We start from the raw sequence: 17,517 nt of genomic DNA, 5'->3' as shown, positions 1-17,517 counted from the left end.
CACCAGAAGAAAGTCTGAATTCGAATAATGGCGTCTACACGTCATAATGCGATCCGTCTATGGTCCTCCCAAAGGAGATCGTTCCATGACCAGCATGACAGAGCGCGCAGGCCTGAAGGTCGCGCCGCAACTCGCCGCCTTCATCGAGGATCGGGCGCTTCCCGGCACGGGCATCGACGCCGCCGCCTTCTGGCGGGGGACCGCCGCGATCTTCGCGAAATTCGCCCCGGAAAACGCGGCCCTGCTCGCCAAACGCGACGCGCTACAGGCGCAGATCGACGCCTGGCATCGGGAAAGATCGGGGCAGCCCTTCGACGCCGCCGCCTATCAGGCCTTCCTGCGCCAGATCGACTATCTCGTCCCCGAACCCGCGCCGTTCCGGATCGGCAGCGAGAATGTCGACGATGAAGTCGCCCGCCTGGCCGGGCCGCAACTGGTCGTCCCCATCCTCAACGCCCGCTTCCTGCTGAACGCCGCCAATGCGCGCTGGGGCAGCCTGTACGATGCGCTCTACGGCACGGACGCGCTGCCCGGCGCGCCGTCGGGCAAGGGATACGACCCGGCGCGCGGCGCGCAGGTCATCGCCTGGGCCAAGGATTTCCTGGACCGCGCCGTCCCGCTGAAGGGGCATGCGGGCTGGTCCGACATCGTCCGGCTGCATGTCTGGAACGGCGAACTCCACCTGCATATCAAGGGCGCGCACGGCGTGGCGACCAGCCTGACGCAGGAGCAGGGCTTCGCCGGTTATCGCGGCGATCCGGAAGATCCCACGGCGATCCTGCTGCGCCATAACGGCCTGCATATCGAACTGGTCATCGACCGCTCGCATCCCATTGGCGGCGGCGATCCGGCGGGCATCGCCGACATCATTCTGGAATCCGCGCTCACCACCATCTGCGACCTGGAGGACTCGGTCGCCGCTGTCGACGCGGATGACAAGGTCGCCGCCTATTCCAACTGGCTGGGCCTGATGCAGGGCAATCTTGTCGACACGTTCGAGAAGAACGGCGCGATGATGACCCGCACCCTCAACCCCGACCGCAGCTATATAGCGCCCAGGGGCGGCGCCTTCACCCTGCCGGGCCGCAGCCTGCTGTTCGTTCGCAATGTCGGCCATCTGATGACCACGCCCGCCGTCCTGCTGGCCGACGGCGCGCAGGCGCCCGAAGGCATAGTCGACGGCATCGTCACCAGCCTGATCGCCCTGCACGACCTGAAGCGGGCAGGGGGCAACAGCCGCACCGGCAGCGTCTATATCGTCAAGCCCAAGATGCACGGGCCGGAGGAGGTCGGCTTCACCAACCGCCTGTTCGACGCCATCGAAGATCTGCTGGGCCTCGACCGCCACACGCTCAAGGTCGGCGTGATGGATGAGGAACGCCGCACCTCCGCCAACCTCGCCGCCTGCATCGCGGCGGTGAAGGACCGCATCGTCTTCATCAACACCGGCTTCCTCGACCGCACGGGCGACGAGATGCACACGTCGATGCACGCCGGCCCCATGATCCGCAAGGGCGAGATGAAGGCCAGCGACTGGATCACGGCCTATGAGGATCGCAATGTCCAGATCGGCCTCGCCTGCGGCCTGTCGGGCCGCGCCCAGATCGGCAAGGGCATGTGGGCCGCGCCGGACCGCATGGCCGACATGCTGGACCAGAAGATCGGCCACCCGAAAAGCGGCGCCAACACCGCCTGGGTTCCGTCCCCCACGGCCGCGACGCTGCACGCGACTCACTATCACGGCGTCGACGTCTTCAAACGCCAGGAGGAGCGGGCGAAGGAAGCCATCGCCCCGCTCGACAAGCTGCTGACGATCCCCGTCGCCCAGGGCCGCAACTGGTCGGAGGAGGAAATCACGCAGGAACTGGACAATAATGCCCAGGGCATATTGGGCTATGTCGTCCGCTGGATCGACCAGGGCGTCGGCTGTTCCAAGGTTCCCGACATCCACGACATCGGCCTGATGGAAGACCGCGCCACGCTGCGCATTTCCTCTCAGCATATGGCGAACTGGCTGCTCCACGGCGTCTGCACGGCGGAACAGGTCGACGCCGCCTTCGCCCGCATGGCCGCCAAGGTCGACGCCCAGAATGCAGGCGATCCGCTCTACAGGCCGATGAGCGGCCATCCGGAAAGCCTCGCCTGGCAAGCCGCCCGCGCCCTGGTCTTCGAAGGCGTCGCGCAACCCAATGGCTACACCGAACCCCTGCTCCACAAATATCGCGCACTGGCGAAGGCGCTCTAAAAACATCCTCCCCATCGCAAGATGGGGAGGGGGACCGCTCGCGAAGCGAGGGGTGGAGGGGAAATGCGCAACCTCAGCCCATTATCCCCACCCATCCCGCTCCGCCACCCCATCGACCGATATTCCCATGAACGACGAAAAGCCCCGCTTGTGCGTTGGAGCGCTTCCCACTAAATCGCCCGCATGACCTCGACCAACGACATTCGCCGCTCCTTCCTCGACTATTTCGGGGCCAACGGCCACACCATCGTTCCGTCCGCGCCTCTGGTGCCGCACAACGACCCGACGCTGATGTTCGTCAATGCGGGCATGGTGCCGTTCAAGAATGTCTTTACGGGCCTGGAATCCCGGCCTTATTCCACCGCGACCAGCAGCCAGAAGTCGGTCCGCGCCGGGGGCAAGCATAACGACCTCGACAATGTCGGCTACACGGCGCGCCACCATACTTTCTTCGAAATGCTGGGCAATTTCAGCTTCGGCGACTATTTCAAGGAACAGGCGATCACCCACGCCTGGACCCTGTTGACGAAGGAATGGGGCCTTCCGGCGGAGAAACTGACCGCCACCGTCTACCACACGGACGACGAAGCCTTCGACCTGTGGAAGAAGATCGCGGGCCTGCCCGAAGAACGCATCATCCGCATTCCCACCAAGGATAATTTCTGGGCGATGGGCGACAGCGGCCCCTGCGGTCCCTGTTCGGAAATCTTCTACGACCATGGCGACCATATCTGGGGCGGCCCTCCCGGTTCGCCGGAAGAGGATGGCGACCGTTTCGTCGAGATCTGGAACCTCGTCTTCATGCAATATGAGCAGGAAGCGAACGAGATCGTCAGCGAACTGCCCAAGCCCAGCATCGACACCGGCATGGGCCTCGAACGCATCGCGGCGGTGCTGCAAGGCGTCCACGACAATTACGACACCGACACGTTCAAGGCGCTGATCGAGGAATCGGGCGCGCTGACGAAGACCGCCACCGACGGCGAGTTCAAGGCCAGCCACCGCGTCATCGCCGACCATCTGCGCTCCACCAGCTTCCTGATCGCGGACGGCGTGCTGCCCGCGAACGAGGGCCGCGGCTATGTCCTGCGCCGCATCATGCGCCGCGCCATGCGCCACGCCCACATCATCGGCGCGAAGGAACCGCTGATGCACCGCCTGGTCGGCAGCCTCGTCTCCGAAATGGGCGGCGCCTATCAGGAACTGGTCCGCGCCCAGCCGCTGATCGAGGAGACTCTCCTGCGCGAGGAAACCCGCTTCCGCCAGACGCTGGAAAAGGGCCTGAAACTGCTCGACGAAGCGACCGGCGACCTCAGCGAAGGCGGCACGCTGCCGGGCGAAACCGCGTTCAAGCTCTACGACACTTACGGCTTCCCCTATGACCTGACCGAAGACGCGCTGCGCTCGCGCGGCCTAGGCGTCGACCGCGAAGGCTTCGACAAGGCCATGGCCGAGCAGAAGGCCGCCGCCCGCGCCGCCTGGAAGGGTTCGGGCGAAAAGGCATCGGACGAAATCTGGTTCGACATCGCGGAAAAGACCGGCAACACCGAGTTCATCGGCTACAGCTCGACCGAGGGCGAAGGCGAGGTCGTGGCCATCGTGAAGGACGGTGTGAACTTCGACAGCGCCACCGCCGGAGAGACGGTCCTGATCGTCACCAACCAGACGCCCTTCTACGGCGAAAGCGGCGGCCAGATGGGCGATGCGGGCACGATCAGTTCGCAATCCGGCCTCGTCGCGGACGTCGAGGACACCGCCAAGCCACTGGGCCGCCTCCACGCCCACCGGGCAAAGATCGGCGCGGGCAGCGTCAAGCTGGGCGATACGGTGCACCTCAGCGTCGACACCGGTCGCCGCGACCGCATCCGCGCCAACCACAGCGCCACCCATTTGCTGCACGCGGCGCTGCGCAACCGGCTCGGCGCGCATGTCACGCAAAAGGGCAGCCTGGTCGCGCCGGATCGCCTGCGCTTCGACTTCTCCCATCCCGAAGCGCTGACCCACAGCCAGATCGCCGCCATCGAAGCCGATGTGAACGAACAGGTCCGCCATAATGAAGCGGTGACGACCCGCCTGATGACGCCCGACGACGCCATCCAGGCGGGCGCCATGGCGCTGTTCGGCGAAAAATATGGCGACGAAGTCCGCGTCCTTTCCATGGGGAAGGGCGATGCGCACAGCTATTCCGTCGAACTGTGCGGCGGCACCCATGTCCGCGCCACGGGCGACATCGCGATCTTCAAGATCATCTCGGAATCCGCCGTGTCATCGGGCGTCCGCCGCATCGAGGCGCTGACCGGCGAGGCGGCGCGCCTCTGGCTATCCGACCGCGAGGATCGCCTGCGCCAGTCCGCCGCCGCGCTCAAGACGACGCCGGAGGAAGTCCCCGCCCGCATCGCCGCCCTGGTCGAACAGAGCCGCAAGCTGGAACGCGAACTGGCCGAAGCGAAGAAGGCGCTGGCGCTCGGCGGCGGCGGCTCCGCCCAGGCCGCAGGCCCTGAGAAAATCGGTGCGGTGAACTTCATCGGCCAGGTCATCGAAGGCCTGGACCCCAAGGAACTGCGCGGCCTGGTCGACCAGAACAAGGCGACCCTGGGCAGCGGCGTTTCCGCCATCCTCGCCGTGGTCGACGCCCGCGCCACCATCGCCGTCGGCGTCACCGACGACCTGGTGGGCAGCATCAGCGCCGTCGATCTGGTCCGCGCAGGCGTGGAAGCGCTTGGCGGCAAGGGCGGCGGCGGACGCCCGGACATGGCCCAGGGCGGCGGCCCCGACGGAGACAAGGCGGAAGCAGCGCTTGAAGCGGTCAAGGCCGCCCTCGCCAACGTCCCGGCCTGATCGCTTCCGCATTGCCGGGGTGGATTCCACCCTTGGCCATGTTCGTCACCCTGAACCTGTTTCAGGGTCCATTTCTCCGGCTTGAGCCTTGGCTTATGGGGAGAAATGGATGCTGAAACCAGTTCAGCATGACAAAGGAGGGAAGGCAGCACATACCCGCTGACGACTGCCAACGGTCAAAACCCGCGGACCGTGACGGCCCCGCACATTTCCCCTGTCCTACACCACCCGATCCGGGCTATGCCCTGCTCCCTGAGCGCCCGTTAAACTCCAAAACCGACTAGGGTGTGTGGGGATTCAGTTCAGGGCGCGGCGAAAATAGTGGATTTCGAGAACTGGCGCGCAGCGTACTTCAGTACGTGAGCACCGGAAGCGCAGAAAGCCGCTATTTGCAGCCCGCCATGGACTGAATCCCCATACACCCCAAGCCATCCCCGCCATCCGAGGCCAGCCATGGACCTGCCCGCGATCCTCGCCGACATCGTCGCCCAAGCCGCCGTCCGGGAAGATCGCGGCACCGTCGCCAGCTACATCCCCGAACTGGCGAAGGTCGACCCCCGCCAGTTCGGCATCGCCGTGGCTACCGCCGACGGCCGTCTGATCGAAGGCGGAGATTCCGCCACGGGCTTCTCCATCCAATCCATCTCCAAGGTTTTCGCCCTGACCCTCGCGCTCGGCAAGGTCGGCGACCAGCTTTGGCAGAGGGTAGGGCGGGAACCCTCCGGCAATGCCTTCAACTCCATCGTCCAGCTTGAGCATGAACAGGGCATCCCGCGAAATCCCTTCATCAACGCGGGCGCCGTCGTCGTCGCGGACGTCAACCTTGGCGGCCATCAACCCCGCGTCGCCATTGGCGAAATGCTGCGCTTCGTCCGCTATCTCGCGGGCGACGACGGCATCGCCATCAACGAAACCGTGGCTGCGTCGGAAACGGCCACCGGCTTTCGCAACATGGCGCTGGCCCATTATATGCGGGCCTTCGGCAATATCCGGCATCCGGTCGATCTGGTGCTCGGCACCTATTTCCACCAATGCGCGATCGAGATGAGCTGCCGTCAACTCGCGCTCGCCGGGCGTTACCTGATGCTCGACGGCCGTCATCCCGAAGGGGGCCGCGTCGTTTCGTCCAGCCGGGCCAAGCGGATCAACGCCCTGATGCTGACCTGCGGCCATTATGACGCTTCGGGCGATTTCGCCTTTCGCGTCGGCATTCCCGGCAAGTCCGGCGTGGGCGGCGGCATATTGGCGATCGTGCCCGGTCGCGCCTCGATAGCTGTCTGGTCGCCCGGCCTGAACGAAAATGGCAACAGCCAGCTTGGCACGCTGGCGCTCGAAGAACTGGCGCGACGCACCGGCTGGTCGGTCTTCAGCCCGCCGCAAGACCCGTCCTAAGGCACCTCATCGGCCCGCAGCCGGCGCAGCTTGGGCGCGGTTTCCAGTTGCGCGGCATCCTTTATGCCCATGCGCAAATCCTCCCGCATCTGATGGACGGAGGCGATCACCGGCCCCATCGCCACGCCCAGGTCCACCAGCGCCGTTTCCGCCAGTTGGAGCGAGCTTTCCAGCGTCTCCGGCACGGCGTCGCTGGCCCCGGCGCGATAAAGCTGGGCCGCATGGTCGGTATCCCGCGCCCGCGCGATGATCGGCAGGTCGGGCACCCAGCCCCGCACGCGCTTCGTCACCCGGACCGACAGGACGGGATCGTCCATCGTCAGGATCAACGCCCGCGCATGGCCGAGGCGGAGCTTGTCGAGCATTTCGGTGCGCGACACGTCGCCGAACAATATGGGATAGCCCCCGCGCCGCGCCTCCGCCACGACGTCCGGGTCGGATTCCACGACGATGAAACGCTGCTTGTGCAGGTCGAGCAGGTCGCAGACCATGCGGCCGACGCGCCCGAAGCCGATCACCACGGCGGCTGCCTCCGCATGGTCTTCGCTGATTTCCGGCGTGTCCTCGCCCAGCGCCATTTCCAGCCGCCGCGCAATGTCATGCCCCAGGCGCGCGAGCAGCGGCGTGATGGTGAGCCCGATGGCGGTCACGATCTGCCAGAAGGCGGCGGTGGAGGGGAGGATCAACTGGGCCGCCGCCGCCGCGGACAGCACGATCAGCGTGGTTTCCGAAGGGCTGGACATCAGCACGCCGACCTCCAGCGCGACGCCTTTCCTCGCGCCGGAGAGATAGAGCAGCGCCGCGGTGACGATCGTCTTGGCCAGGACCACGCCGACCACCGCCAGGATGAGCGCGGGCCAGTTGGCCAGGATGACGCGAACGTCCAGGCCCATGCCCACGGTGATGAGGAAGACGCCCAGCGCCAGCCCCTTGAACGGCGCGGTCATGACCTCGACCTCGCCATGATAGTCGGTTTCCGCGATCAGCAGCCCGGCCAGCAGCGCGCCGACGATGGGGGACAGGCCGGCGATGGATGTCGCCATGCTGGAGACGATGACGACCAGCAGGCTGGCCGCCAGGAACACTTCCGGGCTTTTCGTGCGGGCCGCCTGGCTGAAGATATGGGGCAGAAAGAGCCGGCCCAGGACCAGCATGACGGCGATGGTGATGCCGCTCTTGACCAGCGTGTCGGCCAGTTCGCCCCACGGGCCGTCCGGGCTGGCGGCGACGGATGGAGCGAGGGCGCCCAGCATGAAGATGATCGGGACGAGGGCCAGATCCTCGAAAAGGAGCATGGAAAAGGCCGCGCGGCCGACGGCGTTTTGCGTGCCGACCATCGGCAGGACGACCGCCGTGGACGACAGCGCCAGCGCCAGGCCAAGGCCGAAGGCGCCCGCCGGCGGCTGACCCAGCAAGTAAAGGCCAAGTGCAATGAGCGTGCCACCGCCGATCAATTCTGCCGCGCCGACTCCGAATACTTGCGTTCGCATGGTCCAGAGGCGACGAAAACTCAGTTCCAGCCCGATGGAGAAAAGCAGCAATATGACGCCGAGTTCGGCAAAGGGCTCTATCGCCGCCCTGTTGGATATGGTGACATGATAGAGCCAGGGATATTGGCCCACCAATGCGCCCAACCCCGATGGTCCCACCGCCAGCCCGACCAGGATGAAGCCGATGACCGGACTGATCCTGAGGCGCGCGAAGCCGGGGATCACCAGTCCCGCAGCCCCCAATATGACGAGGGAATCGCTGAAGCTCTGTGGATTGATCGCGCCGGCCATGACCGATCATCGCCACAAATGCGGCGGATATCCAGCGATAAGCATGCGAAACCGGAAAATGACGCCATGAAGCGCCATGGTGCGGACGGCGGGACTTGAACCCGCATTCCCAGGGGGAGGCGGATTTTAAGTCCGCTGCGTCTACCGATTTCGCCACGTCCGCTTGAGGCCGTTACCCCCTGAAGGCTAACGACGCACAGGTCAAGGATGTGGTTGGATCAGAGCGCAGCCTTGGCGTTCAGCCGTTCCCGCATTTCCTTTCCGGGCTTGAAATAGGGAACCCGCTTGGCATCCACCGGCACCTGTTCGCCCGTCCGCGGATTGCGGCCGGTGCGCGCCTCGCGCGCCCGTGTCGTAAAGGCGCCGAAGCCCCGAAGTTCCACTCGCCCGCCGCTTGAAAGACGGTCGACTATTTCCTTGAAGAAAAGATCGACGATCCTTTCCACTTCCTGGAGGTTGAGGTTTGGATTTTCCTCAGCCAATTTCTGAATCAGTTCCGAGCGTATCATTGGTCCTCCAGACTCCCCCTTCTGGTTCCCGGTTTATTTATAGTGAATCCTCATGCCTGTGACAATCAGCCAATATCGGTATGTCATTCTCATTTTGGGAATAGAAAAAGCCCGCCGGAACTAAGTTCCGGCGGGCCATATTACTTAAGTTAGATGCCGAAGGAGGGCTTAGCCCTCGCTCTTGGCCTTGAGCGCTTCGCCCAGGATGTCGCCCAGCGACGCGCCGCTGTCGGACGATCCGTACTGCGCCACGGCCTGCTTTTCTTCCGCGATCTGCAGGGCCTTGACCGAGAAGGTCGGCTTCTTGGCGCGGTCGAAACCCGTGACCATGGCGTCGAACTTCTGACCGATCTGGAAGCGTTCCGGACGCTGCTCGTCGCGGTCGCGGCCCAGGTCGCTGCGCTTGATGAAGCCGGTGGCGCCGTCTTCGCCGGCCTGGACTTCCAGGCCGCCGTCGCGGACTTCCAGAACCGTGACGGTGACCGTCTGGTTCTTGTTGAGGCCGGCGGCAGCGGCGGTGGTGCCGCCAGCGGCCGGGCCGCCGCGCTCAAGCTGCTTCATGCCCAGGCTGATGCGCTCCTTCTCGACGTCGATGTCTAGAACGACGGCCTGAACAGTCTCGCCCTTGCGGTGCAGGGCCAGCGCGTCCTCGCCCGAAATGCCCCAGGCGATGTCCGACATGTGGACCATGCCGTCGACGTCGCCGTCCAGCCCGATGAACAGGCCGAATTCGGTCGCGTTCTTGACTTCGCCCTCGACGGTCGAGCCGATCGGGTGACGTTCGGCGAAGCTGTCCCAGGGATTGTTCTGGGCCTGCTTGAGGCCGAGCGAGATGCGGCGCTTTTCGGGATCGACTTCCAGGACGATGACGTCGACTTCCTGGCTGGTCGAAACGATCTTGCCGGGGTGGACGTTCTTCTTGGTCCAGGACATTTCCGAAACGTGGACCAGGCCTTCGATGCCCGGCTCCAGCTCGACGAACGCACCATATTCAGTGATGTTCGTGACGCGGCCCGACAGCTTGGCGCCGACGGGGTACTTGGCCGAAGCGCCTTCCCACGGATCGCTTTCCAACTGCTTCATGCCCAGGCTGATGCGCTGGGTGTCGCGGTTGATGCGGATGATCTGGACGCGGACGGTGTCGCCGATGTTGATCATCTCGTTGGGGTGGTTGATGCGCTTGTAGCTGAGGTCGGTGACGTGCAGCAGGCCGTCGATGCCGCCCAGGTCGACGAACGCGCCGTAGTCGGTGATGTTCTTGACCACGCCCTCGATGATCTGGCCCTCGGCCAGCGTCTGGATGAGGCCCGAGCGCTGTTCGGCGCGGGTTTCTTCCAGGATGGCGCGGCGCGACACGACGATGTTGCCGCGGCGGCGATCCATCTTCAGAATCTGGAAGGGCTGCGGGATGTCCATCAGCGGGGTGACGTCGCGAACCGGACGAATATCGACCTGCGAGCCGGGCAGGAACGCCACCGCGCCGTCCAGGTCGACGGTGAAGCCGCCCTTGACGCGGCCGAAGATGACGCCTTCGACGCGGGCGTTTTCGGTGAATTCGGATTCCAGCTTGTCCCAGGCGGCTTCGCGGCGGGCGCGGTCGCGGGACAGCATGGCTTCGCCATGGGCGTTTTCGACGCGGTCGACATAGACTTCGACTTCGTCGCCGACCTTCAGCTCGGCCTTCTGGCCCGGCGCGGCGAATTCGCGCAGCGGCACGCGGCCTTCCGACTTCAGGCCGACGTCGATCAGCGCCATGTCGTTTTCGATGCCGGTAACGGTGCCCTTGACGACGCGGCCTTCGAAGCCGCCATCCTCGCCACCGAGAGAATCATTGAGAAGCGCGGCGAAATCGTCGCGCGAGGGGAATGCCGTAGAGGCCATGGTAGTTTCCTTCACTCGTCATTGCTGGCCTACCGGTTGTCTCCGGTGGTCTTTCAGGCCAAAGCGTCCGCAGGGCCGAATGCCCAAGCGAACATCCGTTCGGCCACGACGAGTCGACGCCCCGTGGAAAAGCGAAAAGGGCGCCTGGGAATCCCCGGCGCCCGGCATTCGCGTCAGGCCTGTCGCCGACGTTCCAACTGGGCGTCCACCAGAGCAATGGCCTGCTGGACGGCGGCGTCTATAGTCAAATTGCTGGTGTCGAGCAAGTCCGCTCCATCGGCCACGCGCAGCGGGGCGTGGTCGCGGCTCATGTCGCGGGTGTCGCGGGCCTGGATGTCCGCGATCAGGCTGTCCATGTCGGGGTGGCCGCCATGGTCGAGCGCGTCCTGATAGCGGCGCTGGGCGCGGACATGGACGCTGGCCGTGACGAAGATCTTGGCGTCGGCATCGGGCGCGATGACGGTGGCGATGTCGCGCCCGTCCAGGATCGCGCCGCCAGGCTGGGTCGCGAAGTCGCGCTGGCGCTTCACCAGCGCCTGGCGGACGCTCTGGTGGATCGAAACGCGGGAGGCGAGCGAACCGACCGCTTCGCTGCGCAGCGCCGGGTCGTCCAGCATGGCGTCGTCGAAATCGCAGGCGGCAAGGGCGTCGGCCTCATGGTCCGGGTCGCCGCTGGCCTTGAGCACGGCAAGCCCGACTGCGCGATAGAGCAGCCCCGTGTCGAGCACCGGCAGCCCGTAATGGCGGCCCAGCGCCTTGGCGATGGTGCCCTTGCCCGATGCGGCGGGGCCGTCGACGGCGATGATCATGATGCCTTGCCTTTCCGCAGCGCCTTGGCGAGGCCGATCAGGGCGATAAAGGCCCAGACGACTTCCAGCGCCATCGACGCGACGTTGAAATGAACCGTCAGCGAATAGATCAGCAACAGCGCGCCGACCAGATTCAGCAGGTTGAACAGGGTGAAGTTCAGCACCTTCGCCATGTTGCTGTAGGCATAGGCGAGGACCATCAGGCCGCTGCCGACCAGTCCGATGACGCTGGCGAAATCGAATGTCATGCCCCCTGCCTCATGCCGATGCGCCGAGCGAGCGCAGCAGCGCGGTGAAGCCGGGGAAGCTGGTCGCGACCGGGCGCATGTCGTCGATGGTCACGCCCTTCTTCGACACGAGGCCCGCGACCGCGAAGCTCATGGCGATGCGGTGGTCCAGCTTCGTGGCGATCGGGCCGCCGCCGGGCAGGAGCGCGCCGCCGCTGCCCTCTATGACGATGCCGTCCTCCAGTTCCTCCACCGTCACGCCGATGGCGCGCAGCCCCGCCGCCATGGTGGCGATGCGGTCCGATTCCTTGACGCGCAGTTCCTCCAGCCCGCGGAAGGTGCTGCGCCCCTCGGCCAGGGCGGCGGCGATGAAGGCGACCGGATATTCGTCGATCATCGACGGCGCGCGGGCGGGGTCCGGCTCCACCCCCTGGAGCGTCGAGGCGGTGATGACCAGATCGCCCACCGGCTCGCCGCCCACTTCGCGGGGGTTTTCGACGACGATGTCGCCGCCCATTTCGCGCAGCAGGTCGATCAGCCCGGCGCGGGTCGCGTTGAGGCCGACATTGGCGATGGCGACCTTCGACCCCGGAACCAGCAGCGCCGCGACCATCGGGAAGGCGGCGGAGGAGGGGTCTCCGGGAACGGTGATCGACTGCGGGCGGAGTTCCGCCTCGCCCCTGAGCGTGACGATGCGGGTGCCGTCGCCCTCGACCTCGACATGGAGGTCCGCGCCGAAGCCCTTGAGCATGCGTTCGCTATGGTCGCGGGTGGGGATCGGCTCGACCACGCGGGTGATGCCGGGGGCGTTAAGGCCGGCGAGCAGGATCGCAGACTTCACCTGCGCCGATGCCACGGGAAGGCGATAGTCCAGCGGCACCGCCGGGCAGGCGCCGCGCATGGTAAGGGGCAGGCGGTCTCCGGGGCTGGTGGTGAAGCTGGCGCCCATGCGCGACAGCGGTTCGGTGACGCGGGCCATGGGGCGCTTGCTGAGCGAGGCGTCGCCCACGAAGGTCGCGGTGATGGCGTGGCTCGCGACCAGGCCCATGAGCAGGCGGGTGGAGGTGCCGCTATTGCCCATGTCGAGCGCGCTTTCCGGCTGGAGCAGGCCGCCGACGCCCACGCCATGGATATGCCAGATGCCGTCCGCTTGCCTGCGGATGTCCGCGCCCATCGCCCGCATCGCGGCGGCAGTGGACAGGACATCCTCCCCCTCCAGCAGCCCTTCGACCCGACTTTCGCCCACCGCCAGCGCCGAGAGCATCAGGGAACGGTGCGAAATGCTCTTGTCGCCCGGCACGGCGATCGATCCGGAAAGCGCCGGGGCGGCGGTGAAGGTAGCGGGTTGAGCTTGGGGCATCGGCTGGTCGGAAGAAGCGGTCACGGGTCAATCCGTCTGCAAGACTTGAAAAAATGCGCCCGGCTTTTGACAGCGCGGTTTCGCTATGGCAAGGCGCCGTCTCTTCGCGGGCGACCCTGTCGTGCCGCGTAATTTCTGTTTTGAGCACTCGCAAGAGAAGGACAAGGCCGGACATGGTCAAGGCTGAATGGGGCACGAAGCGTACCTGCCCGAAATGCGCCACGCGCTTCTACGACCTGGGCAAGGATGACCCGGTCACCTGCATCAATTGCGGCACGGCCTGGGAACCGGAACCCGTGCTGAAGTCGAAGCAGCCGCTGCCCTATGAGGAAGCGCCCAAGAAGGTCATCGAAACCGCCGATGGTGAGATCGAGACGGCGGACGACGATCTGGACCTGGATCTGGACGTGGATGATGACGGCGATTCGCCCGACAATGACGTCGATCTGGGCGGCGACGACGATCTGGGCGTCGACGCCGGCGGGGACGATGGCGACGACGACAATTAATTGAATTTTGTGCTTGCCAAGGAGTTCGCTGCCACCTAATGGCAGCGGCCTCCGAGGCGCCGGACCCAAACGGCGCCGACACTGGAAACGGGGCCTTAGCTCAGCTGGGAGAGCGCCTGCATGGCATGCAGGAGGTCAGCGGTTCGATCCCGCTAGGCTCCACCAGTTTTTCGGAAAAAGAAAATGTCCGGGGGACATTTTCCCGAAAAACTCCCGAGCGCAAGCGAGGGGTGTGGCGAGGTTGCAAGTGACCTCGATTAACACTCCAAAGCCACGCAAGGAGTGTTCCATATTTGGCCGATGGCTTGATGCCGGACATGGCCTGATCCATTGGGATGCGGTATGATGTGCCGCGCGACGATGGGGCCTTAGCTCAGCTGGGAGAGCGCCTGCATGGCATGCAGGAGGTCAGCGGTTCGATCCCGCTAGGCTCCACCAACATATGAATGAGCTCGCCATCGGCAAGCTTCTCCATCCGATCGGGATTGGAGGCTGATTTCCGCTGTTTTCCGTTGACGCTCATGGGTGCGCCTGCATATCGAGCCTGTCAAAGACGGAGCCTGGTAAGCTGGCCCGTGCGGGATAGGACAGGCGAAATGGCCGCCTGTTGGGCAGTAGGACGCCTTTGGGGATGTCATTGCCGTTGGGTTATTGCGGCTGGTCCTCAGTGGGTCGTTTAAGTCCAGAAGCTGACGGTCGAATGAGCGACTGGAATTGGCTAATAGCTGAAGTTTCCGTCACCCCGGACTTGATCCGGGGTCCCGCTTTCTTGTCTGAGTGCGCGCCTCGTCCAAGGCAGCGGGACCCCGGGTCAAGCCCGGGGTGACGAATAAGGGAGCGTCCGCTCCCCACCCCTATCCTTATCATTCCCATACGGGCGCTAACCTTACCGCCGCCATTTCACGATACCAGATCGCCCCCTGCATTGTGGATGCCCGATTGACCCCTAGGCAGGCTGCACGAAGCTGTCCATCACCCGCTTCCGCCCTGTCGTTTCGAAGTCGATCTCCAGCTTGTTGCCCTCGATCTCCGCCACGGTGCCGTATCCGAATTTCTGGTGGAAGACGCGCAGGCCGACGCTCATGTCGTCGCGGCCCTTGTTGCCGAGCGATACGGCCGATGCGCGGGCTTCCACGATCCGGACGGGTTCCTTCATGAACTGCCCGCTCTGCTGGGCGCGCTGCCAGCCGGGGCCGCGTCCCGTGCCGCGCTGGACATTGGCGAAGGGATCGGCGCGTTCGGACCAGTTGGCGCGCCAGAGCGAGGCGCCGCCGGACATGCTGCTCTCCTCCTCCACATGTTCGGGCGGCAGTTCCCCGACGAAGCGCGAGGGGATGGAACTGGTCCACTGGCCATAGATGCGCCGGTTGGCGGCGTGCAGGATGATGCAGGATTTCCTCGCCCGCGTGATCGCGACATAGGCAAGGCGGCGTTCCTCCTCCAGGCTGTTGAGGCCGCCTTCGTCAAGGGCGCGCTGGGAAGGGAAAATGCCTTCTTCCCACCCCGCCAGGAAGACGGTGTCGAACTCCAGCCCCTTGGCGGCGTGGATGGTCATGATCGTGACCTTGCGCTCGTCCGCCTGCGCCTCATTGTCCATGACCAGCGACACATGTTCCAGGAACGCGCCCAGCGTCTCATATTCCTCCATGGCGCGGGCGAGTTCGCTCAGGTTCTCCAGCCGCCCCGCGCTTTCGGCGGTCCGCTCGGCCTGGAGCATGGCGGTGTAGCCGCTCTCGTCCAATATCTGCCGGGCGAGTTCGGCATGGGGCAGTTGCGCGGCGCGGTCCCGCCAGCGGGCGAGGTCGCCGATGAAGGCGCCCAGGCTGCGGCGGGCCTGCGGCGTCATCTCGTCCGTGTCGAGGATGCGGGCGGCGGCGAGGGCAAGCGGAACGCCCTCCGCGCGGGCAAGCCGGTGCAGCTTTTCCACCGCCTTGTCGCCCAGGCCGCGCTTGGGGACATTGACGATCCGTTCGAATGCCAGGTCGTCGGCGGGCTGGTTGACGAGGCGCAGATAGGCCAGCGCGTCGCGGATTTCAGCGCGCTCATAGAAGCGGAAACCGCCGACGATGCGATAGGGCAGGCCGATCTGGATGAAGCGGTCTTCGAACTCGCGGGTCTGGTGCTGGGCGCGGACGAGGATGGCCACTTCGTCCAGCGATCGGCCGCCGCGTTCGATCGATTCGATCTCCTCGCCCACGCGCCGCGCTTCCTCCGGCCCGTCCCACACGCCGATGACGCGGACCTTTTCGCCCACGTCGATGTCGGTCCATAGCGTCTTGCCCAGGCGATTGCCGTTTTCCGCGATCACCCCTGACGCCGCGCCCAATATATGCGGGGTCGAACGGTAATTCTGCTCCAGCCGGATGATCTTCGCGCCCGGAAAATCCTTTTCGAACCGCAGGATATTGGCGACTTCGGCCCCGCGCCATGAATAGATGGACTGGTCGTCGTCGCCCACGCAGCAAATGTTCTTGCTGCTTTGGGCGAGCAGGCGCAGCCACAGATACTGGCTGGAGTTGGTGTCCTGATATTCGTCCACCATGATATAGCGGAAGCGCTGCTGATAGCTTTCCAGCACGTCCCGATGACGTTTCAATATCGTCAGAACATGCAGCAGCAAGTCCCCGAAATCGCAGGCATTCACGTCCCGAAGACGCGCCTGATAGGCGGCATAGAGCTTCTGCCCCCTGCCGTTGGCATAGCCCTCGCTCTCGCCCGCGCCGATCTCCTCCGGGGTCAGGCCCTTGTTCTTCCACTGGTCGATGAGGCCGGCGAGCTGGCGGGCGGGCCAGCGCTTTTCGTCGATGCCCTCCGCCTGGATCAACTGCTTCATCAGGCGAAGCTGGTCGTCCGTGTCGAGGATGGTGAAGTTGGATTGCAACCCCACCAGTTCGGCATGGCGGCGCAGCATCTTCGCGGCGATGGCGTGGAAAGTGCCCAGCCAGGGCATGCCCTCCACCGCCGGGCCGATCATGCGGCCGACGCGTTCCCGCATTTCCCGCGCCGCCTTGTTGGTGAAGGTGACGGCAAGGATTTCGGAAGGATAGGCCCGCCGCGTGGCGATCAGATGGGCGAGGCGGGCGGTAAGCGCCGCCGTCTTGCCCGTGCCGGCGCCCGCCAGCACCAGCACCGGCCCCTCGGTCGAGAGCACGGCCTCCCGCTGGGGTTCGTTCAGCCCCTGAAGATAGGCGGGATCGTCGGGCGAGGGAGCAGGCAGGGTCATGAGCTATCAACTAAGGTGCCGGGCGGGAAGCGGCAAGGGCGGGCAGCCCTTGCGCCGTCGCTTCTTCTATGAGAACAAAAGGCGAATCGTGCAAGGAGAAAGGCCATGGTTTCGGGGCGGTGCCAATGCGGGGCGATCCATTACGAAGCGCAAGGGGAGCCAGTCTACAGCGCGCTGTGCCATTGTTCGGACTGCCGGAAAAGCGCGGGCGCGCCGATGGTCGGCTGGGCCTTGTTTCCGGAAGACCGGGTGACGGTGACGGGCCGCCCCGTGACCTACCGATCCTCCGACAATGTGACGCGGGAATTTTGCGGGACATGCGGCACGGGGCTGTTCTATCGCAATGCCGCGGTCTTCCCCGGCATGGTGGATATTCAGACGGGCACGCTGGACGACCCGTCCGCCCTGCCGCCGGCCATCCATGTGCAATTCGCGGAGGCGGCGTCCTGGATGGCGGGCGCGCACGAACTGCCGAAGTTCGATCGCTATCCTGAACATTGAGGCGGGCGGTTTGGGGGATCGTCTGGCGGCGCGGCGGCAACGGTTCGTCGCCATGGCCGGAACGTCGGCGTCGCAAATCCGGTTCTTTGTGCAGCCCGAACGGCAGAACGGGTCGAGAACAAGGAAAGGATGATCCCGATGAAATCGATCCTGTTGTCAGGCGCGGCCATATTGGCCTTCGGCGCGGGCGTCACCGGCATTGCGGTCGCGCAGGACATGCCCGCTTCGGCGCAGCCCCCCGC

The 17,517-nt window shown here is 65.2% G+C and carries 12 protein-coding genes and 3 tRNA genes; 7 read left to right on the top strand and 8 right to left on the bottom strand.

What is annotated here, in order from left to right; genetic code table 11:
* The first annotated feature begins 85 nt into the window (after nucleotides 1–85).
* The 3 genes from L286_RS28210 (at nucleotide 86) to L286_RS28200 (ending at nucleotide 6,475) form a co-directional block, all read left to right on the top strand.
* Nucleotides 86–2,245, top strand: coding sequence for a malate synthase G (locus tag L286_RS28210; RefSeq protein ID WP_020819936.1), 2,160 nt, complete (start codon nucleotides 86–88; stop codon nucleotides 2,243–2,245).
* A 183-nt stretch (nucleotides 2,246–2,428) separates the two neighbouring features.
* On the top strand, nucleotides 2,429–5,083 hold the full coding sequence (gene alaS, locus L286_RS28205) for an alanine--tRNA ligase (protein WP_020819935.1): 2,655 nt from the start codon (nucleotides 2,429–2,431) through the stop codon (nucleotides 5,081–5,083).
* A gap of 453 nt (nucleotides 5,084–5,536) precedes the next feature.
* Nucleotides 5,537–6,475, top strand: coding sequence for a glutaminase (locus L286_RS28200; RefSeq protein ID WP_020819934.1), 939 nt, complete (start codon nucleotides 5,537–5,539; stop codon nucleotides 6,473–6,475).
* On the opposite strand, the gene L286_RS28195 is transcribed toward L286_RS28200, so the two are convergent.
* The 7 genes from L286_RS28195 to aroA form a co-directional block, all read right to left on the bottom strand.
* A complete protein-coding gene (locus L286_RS28195) occupies nucleotides 6,472–8,256 on the bottom strand; it encodes a cation:proton antiporter domain-containing protein (RefSeq protein WP_013040428.1) in 1,785 nt (594 codons plus the stop codon). The genes L286_RS28200 and L286_RS28195 overlap by 4 nt on opposite strands.
* A 77-nt stretch (nucleotides 8,257–8,333) precedes the next feature.
* Nucleotides 8,334–8,419: transfer RNA gene (locus tag L286_RS28190), tRNA-Leu, on the bottom strand.
* A gap of 55 nt (nucleotides 8,420–8,474) precedes the next feature.
* Nucleotides 8,475–8,765 carry an integration host factor subunit beta gene (locus L286_RS28185; protein WP_007688818.1) on the bottom strand — a complete coding sequence of 97 codons (291 nt, stop codon included), beginning with the start codon at nucleotides 8,763–8,765 and terminating at the stop codon, nucleotides 8,475–8,477.
* Nucleotides 8,766–8,933: 168 nt separating this feature from the next.
* Nucleotides 8,934–10,646 carry a 30S ribosomal protein S1 gene (gene rpsA / locus L286_RS28180; protein ID WP_007688820.1) on the bottom strand — a complete coding sequence of 571 codons (1,713 nt, stop codon included), beginning with the start codon at nucleotides 10,644–10,646 and terminating at the stop codon, nucleotides 8,934–8,936.
* A 173-nt stretch (nucleotides 10,647–10,819) separates the two neighbouring features.
* The gene (gene cmk / locus L286_RS28175) at nucleotides 10,820–11,455 is read right to left on the bottom strand and encodes a (d)CMP kinase (RefSeq protein WP_013040427.1); all 636 of its coding nucleotides are present in this window, start codon (nucleotides 11,453–11,455) and stop codon (nucleotides 10,820–10,822) included.
* Nucleotides 11,452–11,703, bottom strand: a complete 252-nt coding sequence (locus L286_RS28170; protein WP_013040426.1) for a CBU_0592 family membrane protein — start codon at nucleotides 11,701–11,703, stop codon at nucleotides 11,452–11,454. The genes cmk and L286_RS28170 overlap by 4 nt, the downstream gene beginning before the upstream one ends.
* 10 nt (nucleotides 11,704–11,713) lie before the next feature.
* Nucleotides 11,714–13,066 carry a 3-phosphoshikimate 1-carboxyvinyltransferase gene (gene aroA / locus L286_RS28165; protein ID WP_021223078.1) on the bottom strand — a complete coding sequence of 451 codons (1,353 nt, stop codon included), beginning with the start codon at nucleotides 13,064–13,066 and terminating at the stop codon, nucleotides 11,714–11,716.
* A gap of 149 nt (nucleotides 13,067–13,215) precedes the next feature.
* On the opposite strand from aroA, the gene L286_RS28160 reads away from it, so the two are divergent.
* The 3 genes from L286_RS28160 to L286_RS28150 all read left to right on the top strand — a co-directional run bounded on the left by L286_RS28160 (nucleotide 13,216) and on the right by L286_RS28150 (nucleotide 13,989).
* On the top strand, nucleotides 13,216–13,551 hold the full coding sequence (locus L286_RS28160; RefSeq protein ID WP_007688826.1) for a TIGR02300 family protein: 336 nt from the start codon (nucleotides 13,216–13,218) through the stop codon (nucleotides 13,549–13,551).
* Between the two features lie 89 nt (nucleotides 13,552–13,640).
* Nucleotides 13,641–13,716, top strand: a tRNA-Ala gene (locus L286_RS28155).
* Nucleotides 13,717–13,913: 197 nt separating this feature from the next.
* Nucleotides 13,914–13,989: transfer RNA gene (locus L286_RS28150), tRNA-Ala, on the top strand.
* Nucleotides 13,990–14,497: 508 nt separating this feature from the next.
* On the opposite strand, the gene L286_RS28145 is transcribed toward L286_RS28150, so the two are convergent.
* Nucleotides 14,498–16,774 carry an ATP-dependent helicase gene (locus tag L286_RS28145; protein WP_020819932.1) on the bottom strand — a complete coding sequence of 759 codons (2,277 nt, stop codon included), beginning with the start codon at nucleotides 16,772–16,774 and terminating at the stop codon, nucleotides 14,498–14,500.
* Between the two features lie 105 nt (nucleotides 16,775–16,879).
* Between L286_RS28145 and L286_RS0124225 the strand changes: the two genes are divergently transcribed.
* Nucleotides 16,880–17,275, top strand: coding sequence for a GFA family protein (locus tag L286_RS0124225; protein WP_007688829.1), 396 nt, complete (start codon nucleotides 16,880–16,882; stop codon nucleotides 17,273–17,275).
* Nucleotides 17,276–17,517 lie beyond the last annotated feature (242 nt).

It is taken from the genome of Sphingobium sp. HDIP04, assembly GCF_000445085.1.
Taxonomy (GTDB): domain Bacteria; phylum Pseudomonadota; class Alphaproteobacteria; order Sphingomonadales; family Sphingomonadaceae; genus Sphingobium; species Sphingobium indicum.
The sequence above is the reverse complement of the archived record's forward strand: the minus strand, read 5'-3'. Positions and strand labels throughout refer to the sequence as shown.

Excerpts from the sequence above, each read along its gene's own strand:
- rpsA (WP_007688820.1), bottom strand. The coding sequence starts at position 10,646 with ATGGCCTCTACGGCATTCCCCTCGCGCGACGATTTCGCCGCGCTTCTC.
- L286_RS28185 (WP_007688818.1), bottom strand. The coding sequence starts at position 8,765 with ATGATACGCTCGGAACTGATTCAGAAATTGGCTGAGGAAAATCCAAAC.
- L286_RS0124225 (WP_007688829.1), top strand. The coding sequence starts at position 16,880 with ATGGTTTCGGGGCGGTGCCAATGCGGGGCGATCCATTACGAAGCGCAA.
- alaS (WP_020819935.1), top strand. The coding sequence starts at position 2,429 with ATGACCTCGACCAACGACATTCGCCGCTCCTTCCTCGACTATTTCGGG.
- L286_RS28200 (WP_020819934.1), top strand. The coding sequence starts at position 5,537 with ATGGACCTGCCCGCGATCCTCGCCGACATCGTCGCCCAAGCCGCCGTC.
- L286_RS28170 (WP_013040426.1), bottom strand. The coding sequence starts at position 11,703 with ATGACATTCGATTTCGCCAGCGTCATCGGACTGGTCGGCAGCGGCCTG.
- L286_RS28210 (WP_020819936.1), top strand. The coding sequence starts at position 86 with ATGACCAGCATGACAGAGCGCGCAGGCCTGAAGGTCGCGCCGCAACTC.
- cmk (WP_013040427.1), bottom strand. The coding sequence starts at position 11,455 with ATGATCATCGCCGTCGACGGCCCCGCCGCATCGGGCAAGGGCACCATC.
- L286_RS28195 (WP_013040428.1), bottom strand. The coding sequence starts at position 8,256 with ATGGCCGGCGCGATCAATCCACAGAGCTTCAGCGATTCCCTCGTCATA.
- L286_RS28145 (WP_020819932.1), bottom strand. The coding sequence starts at position 16,774 with ATGACCCTGCCTGCTCCCTCGCCCGACGATCCCGCCTATCTTCAGGGG.
- L286_RS28160 (WP_007688826.1), top strand. The coding sequence starts at position 13,216 with ATGGTCAAGGCTGAATGGGGCACGAAGCGTACCTGCCCGAAATGCGCC.